The organism is Lacinutrix jangbogonensis (assembly GCF_000797445.1).
Classification (GTDB): domain Bacteria; phylum Bacteroidota; class Bacteroidia; order Flavobacteriales; family Flavobacteriaceae; genus Lacinutrix; species Lacinutrix jangbogonensis.
Genome location: NZ_JSWF01000027.1, coordinates 76,897 through 100,575 on the forward strand (window position 1 = coordinate 76,897; position 23,679 = coordinate 100,575).

General features: G+C 34.4%; 20 protein-coding genes and 5 tRNA genes. 22 read left to right on the forward strand and 3 right to left on the reverse strand.

Annotated elements, in window-relative coordinates; translation table 11 throughout:
* Nucleotides 1-300: 300 nt before the first annotated feature.
* Nucleotides 301-1,281: a PLP-dependent cysteine synthase family protein gene (locus tag RH82_RS08815; protein ID WP_034059951.1), complete on the forward strand. Its 981-nt coding sequence runs from the start codon at nt 301-303 to the stop codon at nt 1,279-1,281.
* A gap of 301 nt (nt 1,282-1,582) precedes the next feature.
* On the opposite strand, the gene RH82_RS17820 is transcribed toward RH82_RS08815, so the two are convergent.
* The 3 genes from RH82_RS17820 to RH82_RS08830 form a co-directional block, all read right to left on the reverse strand.
* Complete coding sequence (locus RH82_RS17820) at nt 1,583-2,038, reverse strand: OsmC family protein (protein WP_052158280.1); 456 nt, start codon at nt 2,036-2,038, stop codon at nt 1,583-1,585.
* Nucleotides 2,039-2,210: 172 nt separating this feature from the next.
* Entirely contained in the window at nt 2,211-3,656 is a 1,446-nt protein-coding gene (locus tag RH82_RS08825) for an FAD-dependent oxidoreductase (protein ID WP_034059953.1), read from the reverse strand.
* 94 nt (nt 3,657-3,750) lie between these two features.
* On the reverse strand, nt 3,751-5,331 hold the full coding sequence (locus RH82_RS08830) for a phytoene desaturase family protein (protein WP_034059955.1): 1,581 nt from the start codon (nt 5,329-5,331) through the stop codon (nt 3,751-3,753).
* A gap of 146 nt (nt 5,332-5,477) precedes the next feature.
* Between RH82_RS08830 and RH82_RS08835 the strand changes: the two genes are divergently transcribed.
* The 21 genes from RH82_RS08835 (at nt 5,478) to rpoB (ending at nt 23,659) form a co-directional block, all read left to right on the forward strand.
* The gene (locus tag RH82_RS08835; protein WP_034059957.1) at nt 5,478-6,752 is read left to right on the forward strand and encodes a DUF2851 family protein; all 1,275 of its coding nucleotides are present in this window, start codon (nt 5,478-5,480) and stop codon (nt 6,750-6,752) included.
* Between the two features lie 61 nt (nt 6,753-6,813).
* Complete coding sequence (locus tag RH82_RS08840) at nt 6,814-7,041, forward strand: PspC domain-containing protein (protein WP_034059960.1); 228 nt, start codon at nt 6,814-6,816, stop codon at nt 7,039-7,041.
* 3 nt (nt 7,042-7,044) lie between these two features.
* Entirely contained in the window at nt 7,045-8,070 is a 1,026-nt protein-coding gene (locus RH82_RS08845; RefSeq protein ID WP_034059962.1) for a potassium channel family protein, read from the forward strand.
* 94 nt (nt 8,071-8,164) lie between these two features.
* A complete protein-coding gene (locus RH82_RS08850; protein ID WP_034059963.1) occupies nt 8,165-9,775 on the forward strand; it encodes an alanine/glycine:cation symporter family protein in 1,611 nt (536 codons plus the stop codon).
* Nucleotides 9,776-9,892: 117 nt separating this feature from the next.
* Nucleotides 9,893-10,669 (forward strand): ComEA family DNA-binding protein, encoded by a 777-nt coding sequence (locus tag RH82_RS08855; protein WP_241148028.1) that lies wholly within the window; start codon nt 9,893-9,895, stop codon nt 10,667-10,669.
* Between the two features lie 11 nt (nt 10,670-10,680).
* A complete protein-coding gene (locus tag RH82_RS08860) occupies nt 10,681-11,853 on the forward strand; it encodes an acyl-CoA dehydrogenase family protein (protein WP_034059967.1) in 1,173 nt (390 codons plus the stop codon).
* Nucleotides 11,854-11,932: 79 nt separating this feature from the next.
* On the forward strand, nt 11,933-13,351 hold the full coding sequence (locus RH82_RS08865; RefSeq protein ID WP_034059970.1) for a carboxypeptidase-like regulatory domain-containing protein: 1,419 nt from the start codon (nt 11,933-11,935) through the stop codon (nt 13,349-13,351).
* Nucleotides 13,352-13,386: 35 nt separating this feature from the next.
* Entirely contained in the window at nt 13,387-14,277 is an 891-nt protein-coding gene (locus tag RH82_RS08870; RefSeq protein WP_034059971.1) for a tyrosine-type recombinase/integrase, read from the forward strand.
* A 465-nt stretch (nt 14,278-14,742) separates the two neighbouring features.
* Nucleotides 14,743-14,816 (forward strand) — tRNA-Thr (locus tag RH82_RS08875).
* A 63-nt stretch (nt 14,817-14,879) separates the two neighbouring features.
* Nucleotides 14,880-14,961, forward strand: a tRNA-Tyr gene (locus RH82_RS08880).
* Nucleotides 14,962-15,131: 170 nt separating this feature from the next.
* Nucleotides 15,132-15,204: transfer RNA gene (locus RH82_RS08885), tRNA-Gly, on the forward strand.
* Between the two features lie 11 nt (nt 15,205-15,215).
* A tRNA-Thr gene (locus RH82_RS08890) sits at nt 15,216-15,287 on the forward strand.
* 71 nt (nt 15,288-15,358) lie between these two features.
* Nucleotides 15,359-16,546: an elongation factor Tu gene (gene tuf, locus RH82_RS08895; protein WP_034059974.1), complete on the forward strand. Its 1,188-nt coding sequence runs from the start codon at nt 15,359-15,361 to the stop codon at nt 16,544-16,546.
* A 63-nt stretch (nt 16,547-16,609) separates the two neighbouring features.
* Nucleotides 16,610-16,682 (forward strand) — tRNA-Trp (locus RH82_RS08900).
* Nucleotides 16,683-16,772: 90 nt separating this feature from the next.
* Complete coding sequence (secE, locus tag RH82_RS08905) at nt 16,773-16,967, forward strand: preprotein translocase subunit SecE (protein ID WP_034059976.1); 195 nt, start codon at nt 16,773-16,775, stop codon at nt 16,965-16,967.
* Between the two features lie 10 nt (nt 16,968-16,977).
* Nucleotides 16,978-17,532 (forward strand): transcription termination/antitermination protein NusG, encoded by a 555-nt coding sequence (gene nusG, locus RH82_RS08910; protein WP_034059978.1) that lies wholly within the window; start codon nt 16,978-16,980, stop codon nt 17,530-17,532.
* A 70-nt stretch (nt 17,533-17,602) separates the two neighbouring features.
* Nucleotides 17,603-18,043, forward strand: coding sequence for a 50S ribosomal protein L11 (gene rplK / locus RH82_RS08915; protein ID WP_034059980.1), 441 nt, complete (start codon nt 17,603-17,605; stop codon nt 18,041-18,043).
* A 17-nt stretch (nt 18,044-18,060) separates the two neighbouring features.
* Entirely contained in the window at nt 18,061-18,750 is a 690-nt protein-coding gene (gene rplA, locus RH82_RS08920) for a 50S ribosomal protein L1 (RefSeq protein WP_034059981.1), read from the forward strand.
* Nucleotides 18,751-18,769: 19 nt separating this feature from the next.
* Nucleotides 18,770-19,291 carry a 50S ribosomal protein L10 gene (gene rplJ, locus RH82_RS08925; RefSeq protein ID WP_034059982.1) on the forward strand — a complete coding sequence of 174 codons (522 nt, stop codon included), beginning with the start codon at nt 18,770-18,772 and terminating at the stop codon, nt 19,289-19,291.
* 56 nt (nt 19,292-19,347) lie between these two features.
* Entirely contained in the window at nt 19,348-19,722 is a 375-nt protein-coding gene (gene rplL / locus RH82_RS08930; RefSeq protein WP_034059984.1) for a 50S ribosomal protein L7/L12, read from the forward strand.
* A gap of 124 nt (nt 19,723-19,846) precedes the next feature.
* Nucleotides 19,847-23,659, forward strand: a complete 3,813-nt coding sequence (rpoB, locus tag RH82_RS08935; RefSeq protein WP_034059985.1) for a DNA-directed RNA polymerase subunit beta — start codon at nt 19,847-19,849, stop codon at nt 23,657-23,659.
* Nucleotides 23,660-23,679: the final 20 nt, after the last annotated feature.

The window sequence follows — 23,679 nt, forward strand, 5'->3', positions numbered from 1 at the left end:
AGCGAGTAATCCCTAACGCGGTCTTAATCAGTTAAGGTTTTTTATCCAGGTAAACTTGAAAGTAATCGAGTACGCCTTTAGTAACAATTAAAAGTGCTTGCTATTCCAAAGTAAAAGCGAATGCCCCTCAGGAATTTCCTGAGTTAGACTTGTTTTTGCTTCGTTTATTCACCTTTAGCTAGCCTTTTGGATCTCATGATTACTACATAATTTGCATCAAAGAAAAATGAACAGCCATAAAAAAAAATATTACAATCATATTTTCTACTTTTGCAAAATCAAAAGCAAAAAAAAACAGACATGCAATACGCAGAAAACATTCTTGGAACTATAGGTAACACGCCATTAGTAAAAATAAACAAACTAACAGCAGAGCTACCATGTTTGGTACTTTCTAAATACGAAACCTTTAATCCAGGAAACTCGGTTAAAGATCGTATGGCATTACAAATGATTGAAGATGCAGAAGCAGACGGTAGATTAAAACCAGGAGGTACCATTATAGAAGGAACTTCTGGAAACACAGGAATGGGATTAGCATTAGCAGCCATAATAAAAGGCTACAAATGTATTTTTGTAATGGCAGATAAGCAGTCTAAAGAAAAAGTAGATATTTTACGCGCAGTAGGCGCAGAGGTTGTAGTTTGCCCAACAGCAGTAGAACCAGAAGATCCAAGATCGTACTACTCAGTATCAAAAAGATTAGGAGAAGAAACACCAAACTCTTGGTATGTAAACCAATACGATAACCCTAGTAATTGTAAAGCACATTTTAAAAGTACAGGACCAGAAATTTGGGAACAAACCGATGGTAAAATAACACACTTTGTTGTTGGTGTTGGAACAGGTGGTACAATTTCGGGTGTTGGAAGTTACCTAAAAATGAAAAATCCAAACATTAAAATTTGGGGAATAGATACTTATGGTTCGGTATTTAAAAAATACCACGAAACAGGAGAGTTCGATGAAAAAGAAATCTATCCTTATGTAACCGAAGGTATTGGAGAAGACATATTACCACTCAATGTAAATTTTGGCGTTATAGATGGTTTTACAAAAGTAACAGACAAAGATGCCGCAGTATATACCCAACGCTTAAGTAAAGAAGAAGGTATGTTTTTGGGTAATAGTGCAGGAGCAGCTATAAAAGGTGTGCTACAATTAAAAGAACACTTTACAAAAGACGATGTTGTTGTTGTATTATTTCACGATCATGGTTCGCGTTATATAGGTAAAATGTTTAACGACGATTGGATGCGTGAGATGGGTTATATAGATTAGTGTCATTGCGAGGCGTTTTTAGCTCGTGCTGAGCGCAGTCGAAGTATGGCAATCTCATTACATTGTCATTGCGAGGACGAAGGACGTGGCAATCTCATAAAATATAGAAAAAGCAAAAGCACAGTTTAATAACTGTGCTTTTTTTATATAATGTTTTGAAGGTTCGTCTAACGTGATGTGTATGGCACGTTGTTTTGGTTTAGGACTAAATTAGCAAAAAGAAACGAACCAGAGGAAAATCCGCAGGATTTTCCGAGTACACACAAAGCAAACAATGGGTTATACACGTTGTTGGCAGTAGTTATTTTTTGCTCCAATGACTATCAATTTTACATCCACTTGTGCGAAGTAAGGCTAATATTGGACAACGTGCATCAACTTTTTGCCCCAAGCTTCTGATTTGTTCATCAGTTACTTGTCCTTGTACTATGGTATCAAGTCGAACATTCTTGTAACTTCCATTTGAATTATCTGATGTTCCCATAAAACCAGAAAGATCAAGATCAATTTCAATATTTATATTAATTTGTTCAATATTTAAAGAGAGTTCTTCAGCAACAACCTGAGCTTGTTCATTTTGACATCCAGCTAGGGAAGCCGTAAAATATTGCATGGGATTTGGACCAGAATTTAATCCACCATCTTCAATAGGTTCATCCAATTGAAGCTTCCATTCTGTATTTATAATTTCTACTTTAGTTGGCCAACCATTCCCTTGTGCTTGTGCTTTGAAAGTCTCCAAATGTAAATTCTCCATTTTTTATTTTATTTTTTTGTTTATTTAATTCAGTTTTCGGCTCCCCAGTTTTTTTAATTACTGCCAACGTCACATTGATAAAAAAGCGTTTCAATGTTTTTTATCAGATGTTAGACGAAGTTAGTGGTTTTTTTGATAAAGTTAAGTTTGTCCTACTTGAAAACAGGTACGTTTAAACGTGTTTATTTAAGTACCTTCCTCTGGGCGCATTACCTTCATGGAGAACAATCTCAGAATGTAGGAACTTTGCAGCAGCAGCAGAATCTTTTACTTTAGGAGCACTACGTTCTATCATTTCTAATTCGAAATCAGTCAAAACGCTTTTTCTTATTCCAGCTTCTCTCCATTGCGATAAAGGTCTACATCCTAAAGAGATTCCTCGAGCCAGTGCCAACGCATCCAGCAGTGCTTGATTAGCACCTTGTCCTTTAAACGGACTCATTGGGTGCGCTGCATCTCCTAATAGCGTTACTTGACCAGATTTCTCGAGCAATTTTGAATCGAGTAATTCTCGGTCGTATACAGGATAACCAGAAACTTGAGCTTCTAGAGTCGCTGTTAAAATTTGAGGAATAGGTTCGTGCCATTGCGTTCTGCGGCAAGCTTCTGCCTTGAGTGCTTGAGGACCTTGAGCACTTAGTGCTTTAGCTTCTTTTTCTAACATTGGAAAACTAAGTTGCCACATTACCGAGTCTAAGGTATAAGGCATCATATAGATACGCTCATGACCATTAGCGGTTTGAAATACCGTTGCAGAGTCTAATAAAGCACTATCAATACCTTCGAGATTTGCCAAAGGACAAATACCCAATATTACAATACAACCTAAGTAGTGTAATGGGCTAGTGGTTTCATCAATTATTAAGTGCCTTACAGTACTGCGAATACCATCGGCACCAACTACAAGATCAGCTTTGGCATTCTTAATTTTTCCGTCCACTTGAAAACTAAGAGCAATACGTTCACCTTTACATTCTTTAAAATCTAATAATTGGTGTCCCCAATTCACCTTATCGTGTCCGCCGAGTTGCTCAAGCAGAGCTAAGCGCAAAGACTGTCGTGCTATATGGATATTTGTATGTTTCAAAGCTTTGTTTGTATTGGACTGCATCCATTTTCTCATGCCCCATTCGCCAATCACTTTTCCTTCTGTAGTATGAACCACATGCCGTGTTGAAACCACTCCGTCTTCCAATGAAAATAATCCCAATTCTTTTATTGCTTTACTCGCTTGTTGCAAAGTAAGTCCGTAGCCTTGAGATCGTGCATCGAAGCTACTATCGCGTTCGTAAAGCGTAAATGGGATTCCACGGTGCAAACACGCCACAGCTAAGGCAACTCCTCCAATACCGCCACCTATAATCGCGACATGTGGGTAATTTTCTTTATCTACTCTAGGATGGTTAGCAGAAGAAATTAAGCCAGATCCAGAACAGTTTATGCATGAGTAAAGGTGGCCTTTAGGGCGAATAGGAACCGTTCCTTCTCCATTAGTTTTTTCAAATTGATCTAATGCCAGCTGATGAAGGAGTCGCACTTTTTTGCGGAGTCGTCGGCTTCTTTTGCCGCGTCCTTGACATGCCTTGCAAATTGTCCAGAACCCTTCTTTATTTTTCATCTTCTTTATTTAATCTGATAGTCTTCTACTAAATAAAAACTTAGCAATACAATTGGTATTCAGTCTTCCTGTAAAGTAATACTTATGGTTTTGCTTAAATCTTTTTTAGTACATTTTTTTTAGTAATTGCCATTGATGTTAGAACACCAGAAAACAAAGCGCCACCAACACCAGCTGTAACAATGTCTTGTCCAGTTAGGTAAAAGTTTTTAATAGGTGTTCTTGGTTTTAAAAACGATTGTCTAAAACGAGATGGACTATGGTCTAATCCGTAAACTTCACCTTTATGGTAATTAACAAAATGTTTTGTGGTAAGTGGAGTAGACAATTCATAACAATCTATTTTTCCTTCTACTTGTGGTAATTGTTTATACAATTCCTTTAAAAGACGTTGTGCAATGTCTTCTTTAATTTTTTCATAATCTTCACCTCTTTTTTTCCATGAGGAGTCTTCCCATTTTTCAAAAAGTTCGTAAGGCACTAACGTAATAATGTCAATAGAACTTTTATCAGGATAGCGATTTTTCCAGTCTGGATCTTTAGCACAAGGAAAAGACATGTATACTACTGGAAATGGTTGCGATAAATCTGCTAAATAGTTTTCCACACAAGTATCATGGTCTCCTTTTGCTGGATAAACCCAATAATTTGTTTTAGGAATGTTAAGTGTTTCCGGTGAACCTTTTAATCCAATATATAAACTAACATGAGCTACGGAAGGCTTTACTTTTTTTAAATGGCTATTTAAATTATGTTTTTTAACGATACGAGGAGGTAATAATGTATTGAAAGTGGTTATTATACCAGCGTTACTGACTATATTTTTAGCTAGAATGTGTTTTCCATTTTTCATCTGTACACCAATTGCTGTATTATTTTTTATAATAATTTCATCAACTTCTGCACTAACTAATAGTGTTCCTCCTGCTGCTTCAATAACAGGATCTATTGTTTTAACAATTTGTGAAGAACCTCCAATAGGAAAGCTTCCTCCATTAAAATAATGTCGCGCTACAGAGGCGTGCATTGAAAAACTACTTTGCTTTGGTGGTAATCCATAATCGCCATATTGACCAGTTAAAACTTTTATTAAGTCTTCATTATTGGTTAACGACCGTAGTACTTCGTATGTGGTTTTATCTGAATATTTGTAAAATGGGTTTTTTAAAAACCGCCCAACGAGTGCAATAGTTAAAGATGACATGGTTTTACTAATATAATAGTTCTTGCTCGTTTTTACGGCTTTAAAAACCATGTTAACATAAGCTTCTATGGCTTGCTCTTCTTCAGGGAAATAGGAAATCATTTTTTCTTTAAAGTTTTTAACGCCTTTAACAAAATCATAGTGTTTATCACCAATTATAATTCGGTCATAAACGTCTCCCATATCTTCCCATTTTAAGTTCCCATCACTCACATAATCAAACAATTTTTTTAAGATACTGTTCTCTCTTTGTACTTCACCTATATAATGAATGCCCACATCCCATTCGTAACCTTTACGTTTAAAAATATGTGTAAAGCCTCCTGCAGTGTAATGTCTTTCTAAAACTAATACCTTTTGACCTTCTTTTGCTAAAATAGCAGCAGTGGCAAGACCACCCATTCCAGAGCCTATAATAATAGTGTCATACTTTTCTTGAAGCAACGGTTTCTTCTTATAAGATTGAATCATTTGGTTGTTTTTCTATTTTGATAAAATATTTAATTGATAAAGAAATAGTTCAATACTGAAACAAGTTCAGCACAAGTAAACGAAGTTAGCTTAAAAAATAATAATAAAGTGAAATTTAATGTTTAAGTAAATTTGTACATTTAAACATGCAAGAAGACTTTCTACATTACCTCTGGAAACATAAAAAGATAATAACTACAAACCTCAAAACTACCACAGGAGAATTAGTTACAATTAGTAAAGTAGGAGAACACAACCAAAACGCAGGACCAGATTTTTTTAATGCACAATTAAAAATTGGTAAGCAACTTTGGGCAGGAAATCTAGAAATCCATATAAAATCGAGCGATTGGTATTTGCATAACCACGAAACAGATAGTAATTACGATAACGTAATTATACATGTGGTTTGGGAACATGATACCGAAATATTTAGAAAAGACAACACAGAAATACCAACACTAGAATTAAAACACTACGTAACTCAAGAGGCTTTAAACAATTATCAAAAATTATTTAACAACACTCAAAAATGGATAAACTGTGAGAACGACTTTGGCTCAATAGATAGCTTTACCATTTCAAATTGGTTAGAACGCTTATATTTTGAACGCTTAGAACGTAAAGCAAACGACATTTCAATGGTCTTAGAACAAAGCACTAATAATTGGGAAGCCGTTTTGTTTAAAATGTTGTCTAAAAACTTTGGCCTAAAAGTAAATGGAGAAGCGTTTGGAAGTATTGCAAATTCGTTCGATTTTTCAATAATTAGGAAACAACAATCCAAACTTTTAAGTTTAGAAGCGCTATTATATGGTCAAGCAGAATTATTAGAAGACGATTGCCAAGAACCATATTATTTGGCACTCGAAAAAGAATATCAATTTTTAAAACAGAAATTCAGCTTGTCTTCTCAAAATATAACTCCATTACAATTTTTTAGGTTGCGTCCTCCAAATTTCCCAACCATTAGGTTGTCGCAATTAGCTAATTTGTATTATGTACATCACAATCTTTTTTCAAGAATTATAGCAGCCAAAACTTTAGAGGATTTTTATAATTTGTTTTCTGTAGAAACTTCTGTGTTTTGGGAAACGCATTATACTTTTAGTAAAGCATCTAAAGTATCAAAAAAGAGATTAACAAAATCGTTTATAGATTTGCTTTTGATTAATACTATTATCCCAATAAAATTTAGTTATGCCAAACAACTTGGTAAGCCCATAGGCGAAGAGATTGTCCATTTACTGCGGCAGATTGCTTCAGAAAAAAATAGCATTGTAAATAAATTCAATAGTTTAAAAATGGTTTCTAAATCAGCTCTAGATTCTCAGGCTTTACTTCAGCTGAAAACAGAATATTGCAATAAAAATAAATGCTTACAATGTAAAGTTGGAAATGCTGTTTTAAACAGAAATTAAACGCTGAAAAATTATATTTATTTGAAGTTTAAAAAGCAGAATTTTATAATTACCTTGCAATATGCAATTAGCACATACTTTATTATTATATTTTCAAAAACACGGCTATCATGTTTGTCAGCGTATTGCAGACAGAATTGGAATTCGTGCAAAAATTGTGCGTACCACTTTTATGTACTTAACATTTGTAACGGTAGGATTTGGTTTTGCGTTATACTTATTTATGGCTTTTTGGATGCGAATAAAGGATATAGTTTACACTAAAAGAACATCGGTTTTCGATTTGTAAAAAATGATAAATTCACTTCTTAAGTTTTTCAGAACTAAAATATATTTGGCATTAACACTATTAGTAATGGTTTTACTAATAGGTATTTTAGGTTTTAAACTTATTTCTGGATATTCTTGGGTGGATGCTGTTTATATGACGGTTATAACTATTACAACCGTTGGTTTTGGAGAAGTAAAGCCACTTGATGATATTTCAAAAATGTTTACTGTGTTTTTAATACTATCTAGCGTAGTAATTGTAGGTTACGCGCTTTCTATTATTACAGAATACATTTTAAGTGCTAATAATCTTGACGATTTAAAAAGAAAAAAGATGCAAAAGAAAATTGATGGTTTCGAGAATCATACCATTATTTGTGGTTATGGACGTAATGGAAAACAGGCGGCAAAGAAATTAATGTCCTATAATAGACCATTTGTAATTATCGAAAGAGATAAAGAGGTTCTCGAAAAGAGTCAAAGTGAAATGGTTCCAATGGTTTTAGGTAATGCAAATGAAGACGAAGTACTAATGTTAGCAGGTTTAGAGAGAGCAAGTACTCTTATTTCTGCTTTGCCTAGTGATGCAGACAATTTATTTGTAGTGCTATCAGCTAGACAACTAAATAAAGATGCCTGTATAATTAGTCGTGCTTCAGAAGAAACATCATATCAAAAATTAAAACTTGCAGGAGCTAATAATGTCATTCTACCAGATAGAATTGGAGGAGATCATATGGCTTCTTTGGTAGTTGTTCCAGATTTAATAGAATTTATAGATAATCTTTCTATTGGCGGAAACGAAAATGTAAATATTGAAGAAATAGATGTAGATAAACTCTATAATACTTCTGGTAAACTAAAGACAATTAAAGACTTAGACTTAAGAAATAAAACAGGTTGTACCGTTATTGGTTTTAAAGGAAACGATGGTGAGTACATTGTAAACCCTGAAGCCGAAATAAAATTAGTGCCACATTCTAAGGTTATTGTTTTAGGTCGACCAGAGCAAATTCAAGAGCTTAATTCTATTTATGATTTAGACTAGAATAAATCTTTTTAACAACTAGCATTTTATAAATTCAGCAATTTTTCGCATATTGCTATTCTTAAACTAACAATTAACTAACAAAAACTAAATTATGAAGAAATATCTTCTTTCAATTTTCTCACTAATATTACCACTGTTGTCTATTGCTCAAGACGCAACAGAGGTTGGTATCGATCAAAAAATCGATAATGCCTTTGGCTCTGCTACAGGTTGGTTTGTAGATATTATATTTTATAAAATTGACTTTGGTGGCGGCATAGAAGTATTCTGGGTTTTATTTCCTTTAATTATTGGTGCTTTATATTTTACATTTTACTTCAACTTTATAAACTTTAGAGGCTTCTTAACTTCAATTAATATTGTAAGAGGTAAGTATGACCATTTAGATGGTGCGGATGATAAAAGTGTACAAGATCTGCATGTTGCTGGAGATCCATCACCAGATGGAGATGCAATTGAAACTATTAAAGTTGAAAATCATGAAGGAGAAGTAACCCATTTTCAGGCATTAACAGCTGCGCTATCTGCAACGGTTGGCTTAGGGAATATTGCAGGTGTAGCTATTGCAGTTTCAATAGGTGGCGCAGGAGCGACGTTTTGGATGATCATTGCTGGGTTCTTAGGAATGGCATCAAAATTTGTAGAATGTACTTTAGGTGTAAAATATAGAGATATTGAAGCAGATGGAACCGTTTACGGTGGGCCAATGTATTACCTTACCAAAGGATTAAAATCTAAAGGTCTTGGTGGTTTAGGTAAAGTGTTAGCAGTATTATTCGCCATTTTTGTTATTGGTGGCTCTTTTGGAGGTGGAAACATGTTCCAAGTAAATCAAGCTTTTCAATTAGTAGAAAATATTACTGGAGGAGAACAATCTTTCCTTCATGGTTATGGTTGGGCATTTGGTCTTGTTATGGCAATTTTAGTTGGTATCGTAATTATTGGTGGTATCCAGAAAATCGCAAAAGTAACCGACAAAATTGTGCCATTTATGGTCGTAATTTATGTTGCAGCATCACTATTTGTAATCATTTCTAAATACGATATGATAGGCTCTGCTTTCGCTGCAATATGGAATGGAGCATTTAGTCCAGAAGGAATTGCTGGTGGTGTTGTTGGTGTATTAGTTCAAGGATTTAGACGTGCAGCATTCTCGAATGAAGCAGGTATTGGTTCGGCTTCTATAGCGCACGCAGCAGTAAAAACAAAATATGCAGCAAGTGAAGGTTTAGTGGCATTATTAGAACCATTTATAGATACCGTTGTTGTTTGTACAATGACGGCTTTAGTTCTAATTATTACTGGTTTTGTAGACCCATCAAATCCTCCAGGAAGTGATGCTCAAGCAATATTATTAACGTCTAGTGCTTTCGAATCTTCAATCTCATGGTTTCCTTATGTATTAACAATAGCTGTTGTGTTATTCGCATTTAGCTCAATGATATCTTGGTCTTATTACGGTTTTCAAGGGTGGTCTTACCTATTTGGACGCTCTAAAAGGGCAGAATATACTTATAAGGTTATTTTCTGTGTGTTTGTAGTTATTGGTGCAGCGGCAAGTTTAGGCTCTGTTATTGGTTTCTCGGATGCCATGGTATTTGCCATGATGGTTCCAAACATGATTGGTCTTGTCCTTCTTGCGCCTAAAGTAAAAGAAGAGCTTGTAAGGTATAGGTCTGCCATTAAAGCTAAAAAAGAATAATATATTAATATTATTATGAAAAATATAAGGTCCCATTTCAAGTTCACTAAGGAACAAAGAAATGGGATTTTTTTATTGCTATTACTTATCATTACTTTGCAATGCGTGTATGCATTTATGAATTTTTCTTCGGAAGAAATAATAGTAGATTCAAAAGAATTACAATTATTTCAAACAGAAATAGATTCATTAAAATTGGTTGAAATTGAAAATCGTAAACCAAAAATTTATCCTTTCAATCCAAATTTTGTTACCGATTATAAAGGCTATACTTTAGGCATGTCTAGTGATGAAATTAATAGGCTTTTAAAGTTTAGAGCTAAGGGGCAATGGGTGAATTCAGCAAAGCAGTTTCAGCAAGTCACAAGAGTTTCAGATTCTATATTCAATAAAATATCACCTTATTTCAAATTTCCAGATTGGGTAACAAACCCAAAACCTAAAAAGCAATACACTAAGTTTTTCAATACTAATAAACCAAAATCTGAAGCCGAGAAAATAGATTTAAACACGGCAACAGCGTTGCAGCTTCAAAAGGTTTATGGCATAGGTGAAGCCTTTTCGGAACGGATTATTAAATACCGTACAAAACAAAATGGTTTTGTTTCAATACTAGAATTAGGTCAAGTCTACGGCTTAAAGCCTGAAACGATAGAAGAGCTTAAAAAATCATTTAGCCTAAAAACACCAAAGCGCATTAATCAAGTTAATATAAATACAGCAACAAAGGCAGAGTTGGTAATCGTTAGATTTGTAGATTACGAAATTGCCCGCAATATTATAGAGTACAGGACGCTACACGAGGGCTTTAAGTCGCTTAATGAATTAACAAAAGTTAAAGACTTTCCTGTTAAAAAAATAGAGATAATTAAGTTATATTTGCATCTAAATTAGAATACAATAAAATGGATAGCAGATACTTCACTGAAGAGCATAATTTATTTAGACAAAGTTTAGCAGATTTCTTGCAAAAAGAAGTTGTTCCACATATAGATAAGTGGGAAAAGACAGGACACATTGAGCGTTTTATTTGGGAGAAATTTGGTGAAATGGGCTTTTTCGGGATAGCGTATCCAGAAGCTTATGGAGGTATGGATTTAGATCTGTTTTACACAGTTATCTTTTTAGAAGAACTTCAGAAAATAAATTCAGGTGGTTTTGCAGCTGCGATGTGGGCTCATGCGTACTTAGCAATGACTCATGTAAATGCTGAAGGTAGCGAAGAAGTTAAACAAAAATACTTAGCTAAAAGTATCACTGGTGAGTTAATTGGTGCCATGGCAGTAACCGAACCTTTTGGAGGTAGTGATGTTGCAGGAATGAGAACAACTGCTGTTAAAAAAGGAGATGTTTATGTGTTAAATGGTTCAAAAACATTCATTACAAATGGTGTCTATAGCGATTACATAGTTGTCGCTGCTAAAACAAGTCCAGAACTTGGTAACAAAGGGATTAGTATTTTTATTGTAGATAGAGATGCTAAAGGTGTAAGTGCAACCAAATTAGATAAATTAGGTTGGAGAGCTTCGGATACTGGTGAAATTGCTTTTGATAATGTTACCATCCCTGCAAGTCATTTAATGGGAGAAGAAGGAAAAGGGTTTCCATACATTATGCAACACTTTGCTTTCGAACGTTTAATAATGGGAATCAACGCACATGCTAGAGCAGAATTTGCTTTAGAGTATGCAGTAAAATATATGGGAGAACGCCAAGCTTTTGGTAAAACTATAGATAAGTTTCAAGCACTACGTCATACAATGGCAGATTGTTTTGCAGATATGGAGGTGTGTAAAGAGTTTAATTACACAGTCGCAGCAAGATTGGATAAAAATGAATATGTTGTAAAAGAAGCAACCATTTCAAAATTGCGTTCTACAAAAATGGCAGACGATGTTATTTATCAATGCCTTCAAATGTTGGGAGGTTATGGTTATATGGAAGAGTATCCATTGGCACGCTTATTGCGTGATAGTAGGTTAGGACCTATTGGTGGAGGAACTTCAGAAATTCTTAGAGAGATTATCGCTAAAATGGTGATTGACAAGAAAGAGTATAAAGCAGCTGTGAAGCACTAAATTTCCGATAACGTAGGAATCTCTTCTTAAATAGAGAAAGGTCATAATGAAGGTCAAAAACATTATAAATTTTTTTAACATGAAATACCCAAGTCAAATTGTTTACCTGTTATTCTTTTTATGCTCTACAATATCATTCGCACAAAAAGAAATAAGCAATCAAGTTGTAGATTTTTTTAATGAAACACCAATTGAAAGTGCCAGTGTTTATATTAAAAGTACAGCTATTGGAACAGTAACAAATGCCGATGGTAAATTTGTACTTAGAATTCAAAAAGAAAATATAGCAGATACTTTGGTGGTGTCCTCCATTGGGTATTCAACAGAAAAAATTCCTTTAGAACAGTTCGATCCTTCGGAACCAATATACTTAGTAGAAGAAGTAGCATCGCTTGATGAAGTCACAATAGAAGCAGAACCAAGACCAAAAACAGGAAACGATATTGTACTTAAAGCAATTGAAGAGCTTCCCGAGACTATGCCAGACTCTTCTTATATTCAAAAAGGTTTTTTAAGACACAAAGAGCGTAATAAGAGAGAGTTTAAATGGCTTATAGAAAGTGCTATTTCTGTATACGATTCAGGGTACAGTGTACCCGCAAAAAAGCATTTAAAAATAAATGTAGATCAAATGCGAAAGAGTTACGATCTAAGAGACATAGATAGTTTATTTACTTACACTTCTTATTTAAATCAGACCTCTTCATTTAGAACAAATCCTAAAAACCTAAAAAGGAGTCAGGTAAAAACAGCCTTATTGAAGAAAGCTATTAAGTGGAATGATAATAGAATTAACGGACTTCAAAATATATTCCAAGGCAAACTAAACATGTTTAGAAATGTAGATGGAAAAAAAGCGCTATTTGGCGAAAATATATTGGATACTCATCAATTTAAATTGGATACCATTTTAATGGATAATGAACGTAAACTGTATAAAATAGAAATAACTAAAGGTGAAAACCATGTAGGTTTAGATACTAAAGGTATTTATAACGAAGGTTATCATGCTAAAGGTTGGGTCTATATCTATTACGATAATTATGCCATAAAAAAATTGGAATATGAATTAGTTGCAGCTTCAAAAGAACAAAAACATAGAAGTAAGCGTCTGTTCGATACACAAGTCAATCATAAATTAGTAATCAATTACAAGGAGTTTAAAGGTAAAATGTATCCTAATTATATTTATTACGAAACACCAAAACTTGTCAATATTGGTTATAAAGCAAAAAACAGAGAAGAGGAATTACTTGCAGAGCAATACAACAAAGAGGAACGATACTACTACACCATACAGGAAATATTATTTTCAGATATTATCATAGATCACGATAAAATTAGTGCGGAACTTAAACATAAATGGGATATGGATATTTTCTCTCCTAAGCCCTATAACAAAGAGTTTTGGGAAACATACAACGTCTTACTAGAAAGTGAAGATGAAGAAAAATTGATTCAAGATTTAAGCCAAAGAGCCTCGTTGTTTAAAGAGTAATATACTTTCGTTATCTTGGTGTTAAATTTAGTTCTATGTCCATTAAAGCCTTTACAGATTACCTCCAGTTGGAAAGAAACTATTCTCAGCTTACTGTAAAGGCGTATATAAACGATATCAATTCTTTTCAATCTTTTTTAATTGAAGAATTCGGCGATTCACAATTAAACAAAATAAACTACACTCAAATAAGAAGTTGGATTGTGCAGTTGGTAGAGTCTAAAATTTCAAACCGAAGTATTAATCGTAAAGTTTCAGCATTAAATTCTTATTATAAATTCTTACTAAAAATAGGAGATATAGAAATTAACCCACTGTTAAGACACAGGGCCTTAAAAACAAGCAAAAATATACAAGTACCATTTTCTGAAGCTGAAGTTGCTATCGCTATAGATGAATTAAAACACGAAGATGATTACGAAGGCATTAGAAATAAGCTAATTATCGAATTGTTTTACACTTCAGGAATTAGAAGAATAGAGCTAGTAAATTTAAAACTATCAGATGTCGACTTTAGTAATAAAACATTAAAAGTTTTGGGAAAGCGAAATAAAGAACGCTATCTGCCTTTATTGAATTCAGTACTAAAGACAATAAATAGGTATTTAAAAGAACGAAAAGAATTAGGTGTAATTGAAGATAATCAAGCTCTTTTTTTAACAAAGAAAGGAGTTAGAATTTATGAAACTCTTGTTTACCGCATTATAAAAGAGTATTTTAGTTTAGCGTCTAATAAGGTAAAAAAGAGTCCACATATATTAAGACACTCATTTGCAACGCACCTATTAAATCAAGGTGCCGATTTAAACGCTGTTAAAGAACTTTTAGGGCATTCCAGTTTAGCTGCAACACAAGTCTATACTCATAATAGTATAGCTGAACTTAAAAAAGTGTATTCAAAGGCACATCCAAGAAGCAAAAAATAACAGTTATGGTATAACCAATACTTAAAACCCATTTGTTTTGAGTGTGGTAATTACCATGGTTATGAAAGTTAGTGTTCATGCAGTAAAGTTCAATGTAAATCAATAAATAGTAAAGTGCTTTCAAGAATAAATTAGTGAAACACCTAACTATTTATGATAAAGTGATAAAATCTGATGTGTTTTTATGAATTAAAAGGTCTAGAGGTAAAGAAAATAAAATAATCGATGCTCGCGTTACTGCTTCAGAATATCGTGTTGTTGAAAAAAGCAATCTAAATCTTATAAAAAAGATGCAGATATCGCAATTGCATCGTTAGAAAGGCAATTAAAAAAGCGAAAACCCAAATTAAGAGCACATTTATAAAAATATTTGTAAAAAATGTTTTTGAATAACTAAATAAATATCTACATTTGCAGTCCGTTAGAAATAGCGGACTTTTTTTATACGTAAAAAATGTAATAAAAGCCGATGTAGCTCAGCTGGCTAGAGCAGCTGATTTGTAATCAGCAGGTCGTGGGTTCGAGTCCCTCCATCGGCTCTAAAATAAAGGAGTTGCAAAGCTTTTTTATAAGTTCTTTAAAATATTGAAAAATTTAAAATTGGGGAGATACTCAAGCGGCCAACGAGGGCAGACTGTAAATCTGCTGACTACGTCTTCGCAGGTTCGAATCCTGCTCTCCCCACTTATTTTGAAATACAAATATTAAGAAAGCTCGCTTTGTTAATATTTAATTTTTACAGTAAGGTTTGTACACCCAAAACAGGATCACTGAGCAAAGCAAAGTAATCTGTACCAAATGAAAAGGTGTTCATTTAATAAACGAATTTTAAATTTAAGAATTATTAAATAATTGCGAGAGTAGCTCAGTTGGTAGAGCGTCAGCCTTCCAAGCTGAATGTCGCCAGTTCGAACCTGGTCTCTCGCTCTAATATTTAAGCCGGTGTAGCTCAGGGGTAGAGCGTTTCCTTGGTAAGGAAGAGGTCACGGGTTCAATTCCCGTCATTGGCTCAATTGATTAAGTACAAAAAGTAGAATACAAATATTATTATTATATAACTAAGATTAAAATTATTTAAAACATGGCAAAGGCAACTTTCGATCGTTCAAAACCACACTTAAACATTGGTACAATTGGACACGTAGATCACGGTAAAACAACTTTAACTGCTGCTATTACTAAAGTATTAGCTGATGCAGGTTTCTCAGACGCACTATCTTTTGATCAAATTGATAACGCACCAGAAGAAAAAGAAAGAGGTATTACAATTAATACTTCACACGTAGAATATGCAACAGCAAATCGTCACTATGCGCACGTAGATTGTCCAGGTCACGCCGATTATGTAAAGAACATGGTTACAGGTGCTGCACAAATGGATGGCGCTATATTAGTAGTAGCTGCAACAGATGGTCCAATGCCACAAACACGTGAGCACATCCTTTTAGGACGTCAAGTTGGTATTCCTCGTATGGTTGTATTCATGAATAAAGTGGATATGGTTGATGATGAAGAATTAATTGAATTGGTAGATATGGAAGTAAGAGAATTACTTTCGTTCTACGAATATGATGGAGATAATGGACCTGTAATTGCTGGATCTGCTTTAGGAGCATTGAACGGTGAGAAAAAATGGGTTGATTCTGTTTTAGAATTAATGGAAGCTGTTGATGCTTGGATTGAAGAGCCGTTAAGAGAGGTTGATAAGCCATTCTTAATGCCTATTGAGGATGTATTCTCTATTACAGGTCGTGGAACTGTTGCTACTGGTAGAATTGAAACTGGTATCGCTAACACTGGAGATCCTGTAGAGATTATTGGTATGGGTGCTGAAAAATTAACTTCTACTGTGACTGGAATTGAAATGTTCCGTCAAATATTAGATAGAGGTGAAGCTGGTGATAATGCTGGTATTTTATTAAGAGGTATTGAGAAATCTCAAATCTCTAGAGGTATGGTAATCTGTAAGCCAGGTTCTGTAACACCACATGCTAAATTTAAAGCTGAGGTTTATATCCTTAAAAAAGAAGAAGGTGGACGTCACACTCCATTTCATAATAACTACCGTCCACAGTTTTACGTTCGTACAACTGATGTAACTGGTAACATTGCATTGCCATCAGGAGTAGAGATGGTTATGCCTGGAGATAACTTAACAATTCACGTTGAGTTAATTCAAGCAATTGCTTTGAGTATCGGTCTTCGTTTTGCTATCCGTGAAGGAGGTAGAACAGTTGGAGCAGGTCAGGTAACTGAGATTTTAGACTAAATTTTAGTCTTATCAATATAGAGTTAAGGTGTCCCGTTTTGCGTGGCACCTTGACTTATATTTACGGGTTTAGCTCAGTTGGTAGAGCACTGGTCTCCAAAACCAGGTGTCGGGAGTTCGAGTCTCTCAACCCGTGCTTATAGTGATTTAGGTTCTTGAAGAGCCTTTCTTTCTAAAATGAATTAGAGAAATGTTGTAATACATCTTTCGTTAAATAAACATTAAAATGGCTGGAATAGTAAATTATATAAAAGAATCATTTGGTGAATTGAAAAACAACGTGACTTGGACACCTTGGCCCGAAGTGCAAAGGTTAACAATATTAGTTGCTGTGTTTTCAATCATATTCTCTATAGCAATTTGGGGAGTTGATACTGTTTTCAGTAGAGTTATTAGTGAATACTTTAAATTAATTAGTTAATATAAAGTTTATGGCTGAAGTAGGAGAAAAAAAGTGGTACGTAGTTAGAGCGGTAAGTGGTCAAGAAAATAAGATTAAAAGTTATATCGAGAACGAAATTACTCGTTTAGGCTTAGAAGATTATGTTGAGCAAGTATTGGTCCCTACAGAAAACGTAGTACAAATAAGAAACGGTAAGAAAGTAAACAAGGAGAAAGTTTATTTTAGAGGTTATATAATGATCAAGGCTAACCTTACAGGAGAGGTGCCTCACATTATTAGATCAATAACTAATGTAATAGGTTTCTTAGGCGCTACAAAGGGAGGAGACCCTTTACCATTAAGACAGTCTGAGGTTAATAGAATGTTAGGTAAGGTAGATGAGCTAGCTGTAGATATGGATGCTAGTGTTGCTATTCCATTTACTAAAGGAGAAACTGTAAAAGTTATAGATGGCCCTTTTAATGGCTTTGATGGTACTATCGAAAACATTAATGAAGAAAAACGTAAGCTTGAAGTAATGGTTAAGATTTTTGGAAGAAAAACACCATTGGAGTTAAGTTACATGCAAGTAGAAAAAATTTAATAATTGTTACAATAAAGAAAGTGTTAAATCGGCTTCAAAAAAGATTTAATACGAAACTAAATTATTTAAAATGGCAAAAGAATTAGGCAAAGTAGTCAAATTACAAGTAAGGGGAGGTGCAGCGAATCCGTCGCCACCGGTTGGACCCGCTTTAGGTGCTGCTGGTGTTAATATCATGGAATTCTGTAAGCAGTTTAATGCTAGAACCCAAGATAAAGCTGGTAAAGTTTTACCAGTTGTGATTTCTGTTTACAAAGACAAATCATTTGACTTTGTAATCAAAACTCCTCCAGCTGCAGTACAATTATTAGAAGCGGCCAAAGTGAAAAAAGGATCAGGTGAACCTCATGTGCGTAAAGTAGCTAAGGTAACTTGGGATCAGGTAAAAGCAATTGCAGAAGATAAAATGGTAGATTTAAATGCCTTTGAAATTGGAGCAGCAATGAAAATGATCGCAGGAACTGCAAGATCTATGGGTATAACTGTTAAAGGTGGTGAAGCACCTAATTAACCTAAAAAGATTTTAAAATGGCAAAATTAACAAAGAAACGTAAAGAGGCAGTAGCTAAAATTGATAAGGATAAAGTTTATTCTGTACAAGAAGCTTCAGCTTTAATAAAAGAAATTTCAAATACTAAGTTCGATGCTTCAATCGATTTAGCTGTGCGTTTAGGAGTAGATCCTAGAAAAGCAAACCAAATGGTGAGAGGTGTTGTATCTCTTCCTCATGGTACAGGTAAGGACGTAAAAGTATTAGCATTAGTAACTCCAGACAAAGAAGCAGAAGCTAAAGAAGCTGGTGCAGATTTCGTTGGTTTAGATGAGTACCTTGACAAAATTAAAGGTGGTTGGACAGACGTTGACGTTATCATTACTATGCCAAGTGTTATGGGTAAATTAGGTCCTTTAGGACGTGTATTAGGTCCTCGTGGTTTGATGCCTAACCCAAAGACAGGTACAGTAACTATGGATGTTGCAAAAGCTGTTACAGAAGTAAAAGCTGGTAAAATTGACTTTAAAGTTGATAAAACTGGTATCGTTCATGCTGCAATTGGTAAAGCATCTTTTAGTGCTGATAAAATTGAAGGTAACGCAAACGAATTATTAACAACATTAATGAAACTGAAACCAACTGCTTCAAAAGGAATCTATGTAAAGAGCATTTTTATGTCATCTACAATGAGTCCTAGTATTGCAATTGATACAAAAATCGGTTAGTAGTTAAATAACTTTTATTATGACAAGAGAAGAAAAATCACAAGTTATTGAAGAATTAACTGCACAATTAGCCGATAATGCTAATATCTATTTAGCTGATATATCAGGCTTAAATGCAGGTACTACTTCAGATTTACGTCGTGCTTGTTTTAAAGCAAACGTAAAATTAGCAGTTGTAAAAAACACATTACTTGAAAAAGCAATGGAGGCTTCAGACAGAGAGTTTGGAGACTTACCAACAACGCTTAAAGGTAATACATCAGTAATGTATTCTGAAACTGGAAATGCTCCAGCGAAAGTTATTAAAGCTTTCCGTAAGAAATCTGAAAAGCCTCTATTAAAAGGAGCTTTTATTGAAGAAACGGTATACATAGGAGATGATCAACTAGATATGTTAGTTGATATCAAATCTAAAGAAGAATTAATAGGAGATATTATTGGATTATTACAATCTCCTGCTAAGAATGTTATTTCTGCACTTAAATCAAGTGGAGGAAAGCTCTCAGGGATTCTTAAAACATTATCTCAAAAAGAGGGATAATTTAAAAAGTACGCACTTTACACTTAAATATTAAAAATTAAAAACATTATTACAAAATGGCAGATTTAAAAGATTTCGCAGAACAGTTAGTTAACCTTACTGTTAAAGAAGTAAATGAGTTAGCAACTATCTTAAAAGATGAATATGGTATCGAGCCTGCTGCTGCTGCAGTAGCAATGGCAGGACCGGCTGCAGGTGGAGGAGACGAAGCTGAAGCTCAAACTGAATTTGATGTAATCTTAAAAGCAGCAGGTGGCGCTAAGTTAGCTGTTGTAAAATTAGTTAAGGAATTAACTGGTTTAGGATTAAAAGAAGCTAAAGGATTAGTTGATGATGCACCAAGTGCAATCAAAGAAGGTGTTTCTAAAGATGAAGCAGATGCTCTTAAAACTCAATTAGAGGAAGCAGGAGCAGAGGTTGAGGTTAAGTAATCTTAACAACCAAAATTAACAAAGGTTTAGGTCTGGAGCATGTGCTCTTAGGCCTAGACCATTTGTCGTATATAGGTAATACCTATAAACAAGTATTTTTTTTTAATCAAAATTTCGTCCATTGATGTTAGTAACACAAGCTGAAAGATTAAATTTCTCGTCTATTATTAATAGAACTGAATATCCAGATTTCATGGATATCCAAATAAAATCCTTCCAGGATTTTTTCCAACTTGAAACAAAATCTGAAGAAAGAGGTAATGAAGGATTGTATAATACCTTCATGGAGAACTTTCCAATCACAGATACTCGTAATCAATTCGTTTTAGAATTCCTAGATTACTTTGTCGATCCACCAAGATATGCTATTGAAGAGTGTATAGAAAGAGGACTTACATATAGCGTTCCATTAAAAGCAAGGTTAAAACTGTACTGTACAGACCCTGAACATGAGGATTTCGAGACCATTGTTCAAGATGTGTATTTAGGAACAATACCTTACATGACACCATCAGGTACTTTTTGTATCAATGGTGCAGAACGTGTTGTAGTATCTCAATTACATAGATCTCCAGGTGTATTCTTTGGTCAATCATTCCACGCAAACGGAACAAAATTATATTCAGCAAGAGTTATTCCTTTTAAAGGATCTTGGATTGAGTTCGCTACAGATATCAATCAAGTGATGTATGCGTATATCGATAGAAAGAAAAAATTACCTGTTACTACTCTATTTAGAGCCATTGGTTTCGAAAGAGATAAAGACATTTTAGAGATTTTTGACTTAGCCGAAGAGGTTAAAGTATCAAAATCTGGACTAAAGAAAATATTAGGTCGTAAACTTGCTGCTCGTGTATTAAATACATGGCATGAAGATTTCGTTGATGAAGATACAGGTGAGGTTGTATCTATCGAGCGTAACGAAATTGTACTTGATCGTGATACAGAATTAGACAAAGACAATATTGAGGAAATCCTAGAAGTTGGTGTAAAAACTATTCTTTTACATAAAGAAAGTGCACAACAAGGAGATTACGCAATTATACATAACACGCTTCAAAAAGATCCAACAAACTCGGAGAAAGAAGCAGTAGAACATATCTATAGACAACTACGTAATGCTGAGCCGCCAGATGAGGAGACAGCACGTGGTATTATAGATAAATTATTCTTTAGTGATCAACGTTACTCTTTAGGAGAAGTAGGACGTTATAGAATGAATAAGAAATTACAGTTAGATATCGGTATGGATAAGCAAGTGCTTACCAAAGAAGATATCATTACTATTATAAAATACTTAATTGAGTTAATAAACTCTAAAGCAGAGATTGATGATATCGATCACTTATCGAACCGTCGTGTACGTACAGTAGGTGAGCAGTTATCGTCTCAATTTGGTGTTGGTTTGGCACGTATGGCTCGTACTATTCGTGAACGTATGAACGTTCGTGATAACGAAGTGTTTACGCCTATAGATTTAATTAATGCTAAGACATTATCGTCTGTTATTAATTCTTTCTTTGGTACAAACCAGTTATCACAATTTATGGATCAAACGAATCCTCTTGCCGAGATTACGCACAAGCGTCGTCTTTCAGCATTAGGACCAGGTGGTTTATCAAGAGAAAGAGCAGGTTTCGAAGTACGTGATGTTCACTATACTCACTACGGACGTTTATGTCCTATTGAAACACCTGAAGGTCCAAACATTGGACTAATTTCATCTTTATCTGTATATGCGAAAGTGAATTCTATGGGATTCATTGAAACACCATATAGAAAAGTAACAGATGGTGTAGTAGATATTAAAGGAACGCCTATTTATTTAAGTGCTGAAGAAGAAGAAGAGAAACTAATTGCTCAAGCAACTGTAAAAGTTGATGAGAATGGAAAAATTCTGCATGACAAAGTAATTGCACGTATGGAAGGTGATTTCCCAGTAATGGATCCAAAAGATATTCATTATACGGATGTTGCACCAAACCAGATTTCATCTATTTCGGCTTCATTAATTCCTTTCTTAGAACATGATGATGCCAACCGTGCATTAATGGGATCTAACATGATGCGTCAGGCCGTACCATTATTACGTCCGCAAGCACCAATTGTTGGAACAGGATTAGAAAGACAAGTAGCATCAGATTCGCGTGTATTAATTAATGCAGCTGGAGAAGGTGTTGTAGAATATGTTGATGCTAACGAGATTATAATTAAATATAAGCGTAGTGATGACGAGGCTAAAGTGAGTTTTGAGAGTGATACAAAATCTTATCCTTTAGTTAAATTCAGAAAAACAAACCAAGGAACTTCTATTAACTTAAAACCAATCGTTAAGAAAGGTGATGAAGTAAAGAAAGGTCAGGTACTATCTGAAGGTTATGCGACCCAAAAGGGAGAATTAGCTTTAGGAAGAAATATGAAAGTAGCCTTTATGCCTTGGAAAGGGTATAACTTTGAGGATGCAATTGTAATTTCAGAAAAAGTGGTTCGCGAAGATATATTCACTTCTATTCATATAGATGAATATTCTTTAGATGTAAGAGATACTAAATTAGGTAACGAAGAATTAACTAACGATATTCCTAACGTTTCAGAAGAGGCTACAAAAGATCTTGATGAGCATGGAATGATTCGTATTGGTGCGGAAGTTAAACCAGGTGATATTCTTATTGGAAAAATTACTCCAAAAGGAGAAAGTGATCCTACACCTGAAGAAAAATTATTACGTGCTATCTTTGGTGACAAGGCAGGTGATGTAAAAGATGCGTCTTTAAAAGCATCTCCATCATTACATGGTGTAGTAATTAATAAAAAGTTATTCGCTCGTGCGATTAAAGATAAACGTAAAAGAGCTCAGGATAAAGAAGATATTACAAAACTTGAAGGACTTTATAATAATAAGTTTGATGATTTACAAGCTACATTAGTAGAAAAGCTTTTCACTATTGTAAATGGAAAAACATCACAAGGTATCTTTAACGATTTAGGGGAGGAAGTTTTACCAAAAGGTAAAAAATTCACTTTAAAAATGTTAAATTCTGTAGATGAGTATACGCACTTAACGTCTGGTACTTGGACAACAGATGATAATACTAATAAGTTAGTTGCAGATTTAATTCACAACTACAAGATTAAAGAAAACGACTTACAAGGTTCTTTACGTCGTGAGAAGTTTACTATTTCTGTAGGAGATGAATTACCAGCAGGTATTATTAAATTAGCTAAAGTTTATATCGCTAAGAAACGTAAACTTAAAGTTGGTGATAAAATGGCAGGACGTCATGGTAACAAAGGTATTGTAGCACGTATTGTACGTCAAGAAGATATGCCTTTCTTAGAAGATGGAACTCCTGTAGATATCGTATTAAATCCATTAGGTGTACCATCGCGTATGAACATTGGACAGATTTACGAGACCGTATTAGGTTGGGCTGGACAAGATCTAGGTCGTACTTATGCAACACCAATTTTTGATGGAGCAACTATTGATCAAATTAACGAATTAACAGACGAAGCTGGAATTCCAAGATATGGTCATACTTATTTATACGATGGTGGAACTGGAGAACGTTTCGATCAGCCAGCAACAGTTGGTGTAATCTACATGCTTAAATTAGGGCATATGGTAGATGATAAGATGCACGCACGTTCAATAGGACCATACTCATTAATTACACAACAACCATTAGGTGGTAAAGCACAATTTGGTGGACAGCGTTTTGGTGAAATGGAAGTTTGGGCACTTGAGGCTTACGGAGCATCTGCGACATTAAGAGAAATCTTAACAGTGAAATCTGATGATGTAGTTGGTAGAGCCAAAACTTACGAGGCAATCGTAAAAGGTGAACCAATGCCAGATCCAGGATTACCAGAATCTTTCAACGTACTTATGCACGAATTGAAAGGATTAGGATTAGACATTAGATTAGAGGAATAAAAAAACTAGTAATCAATATT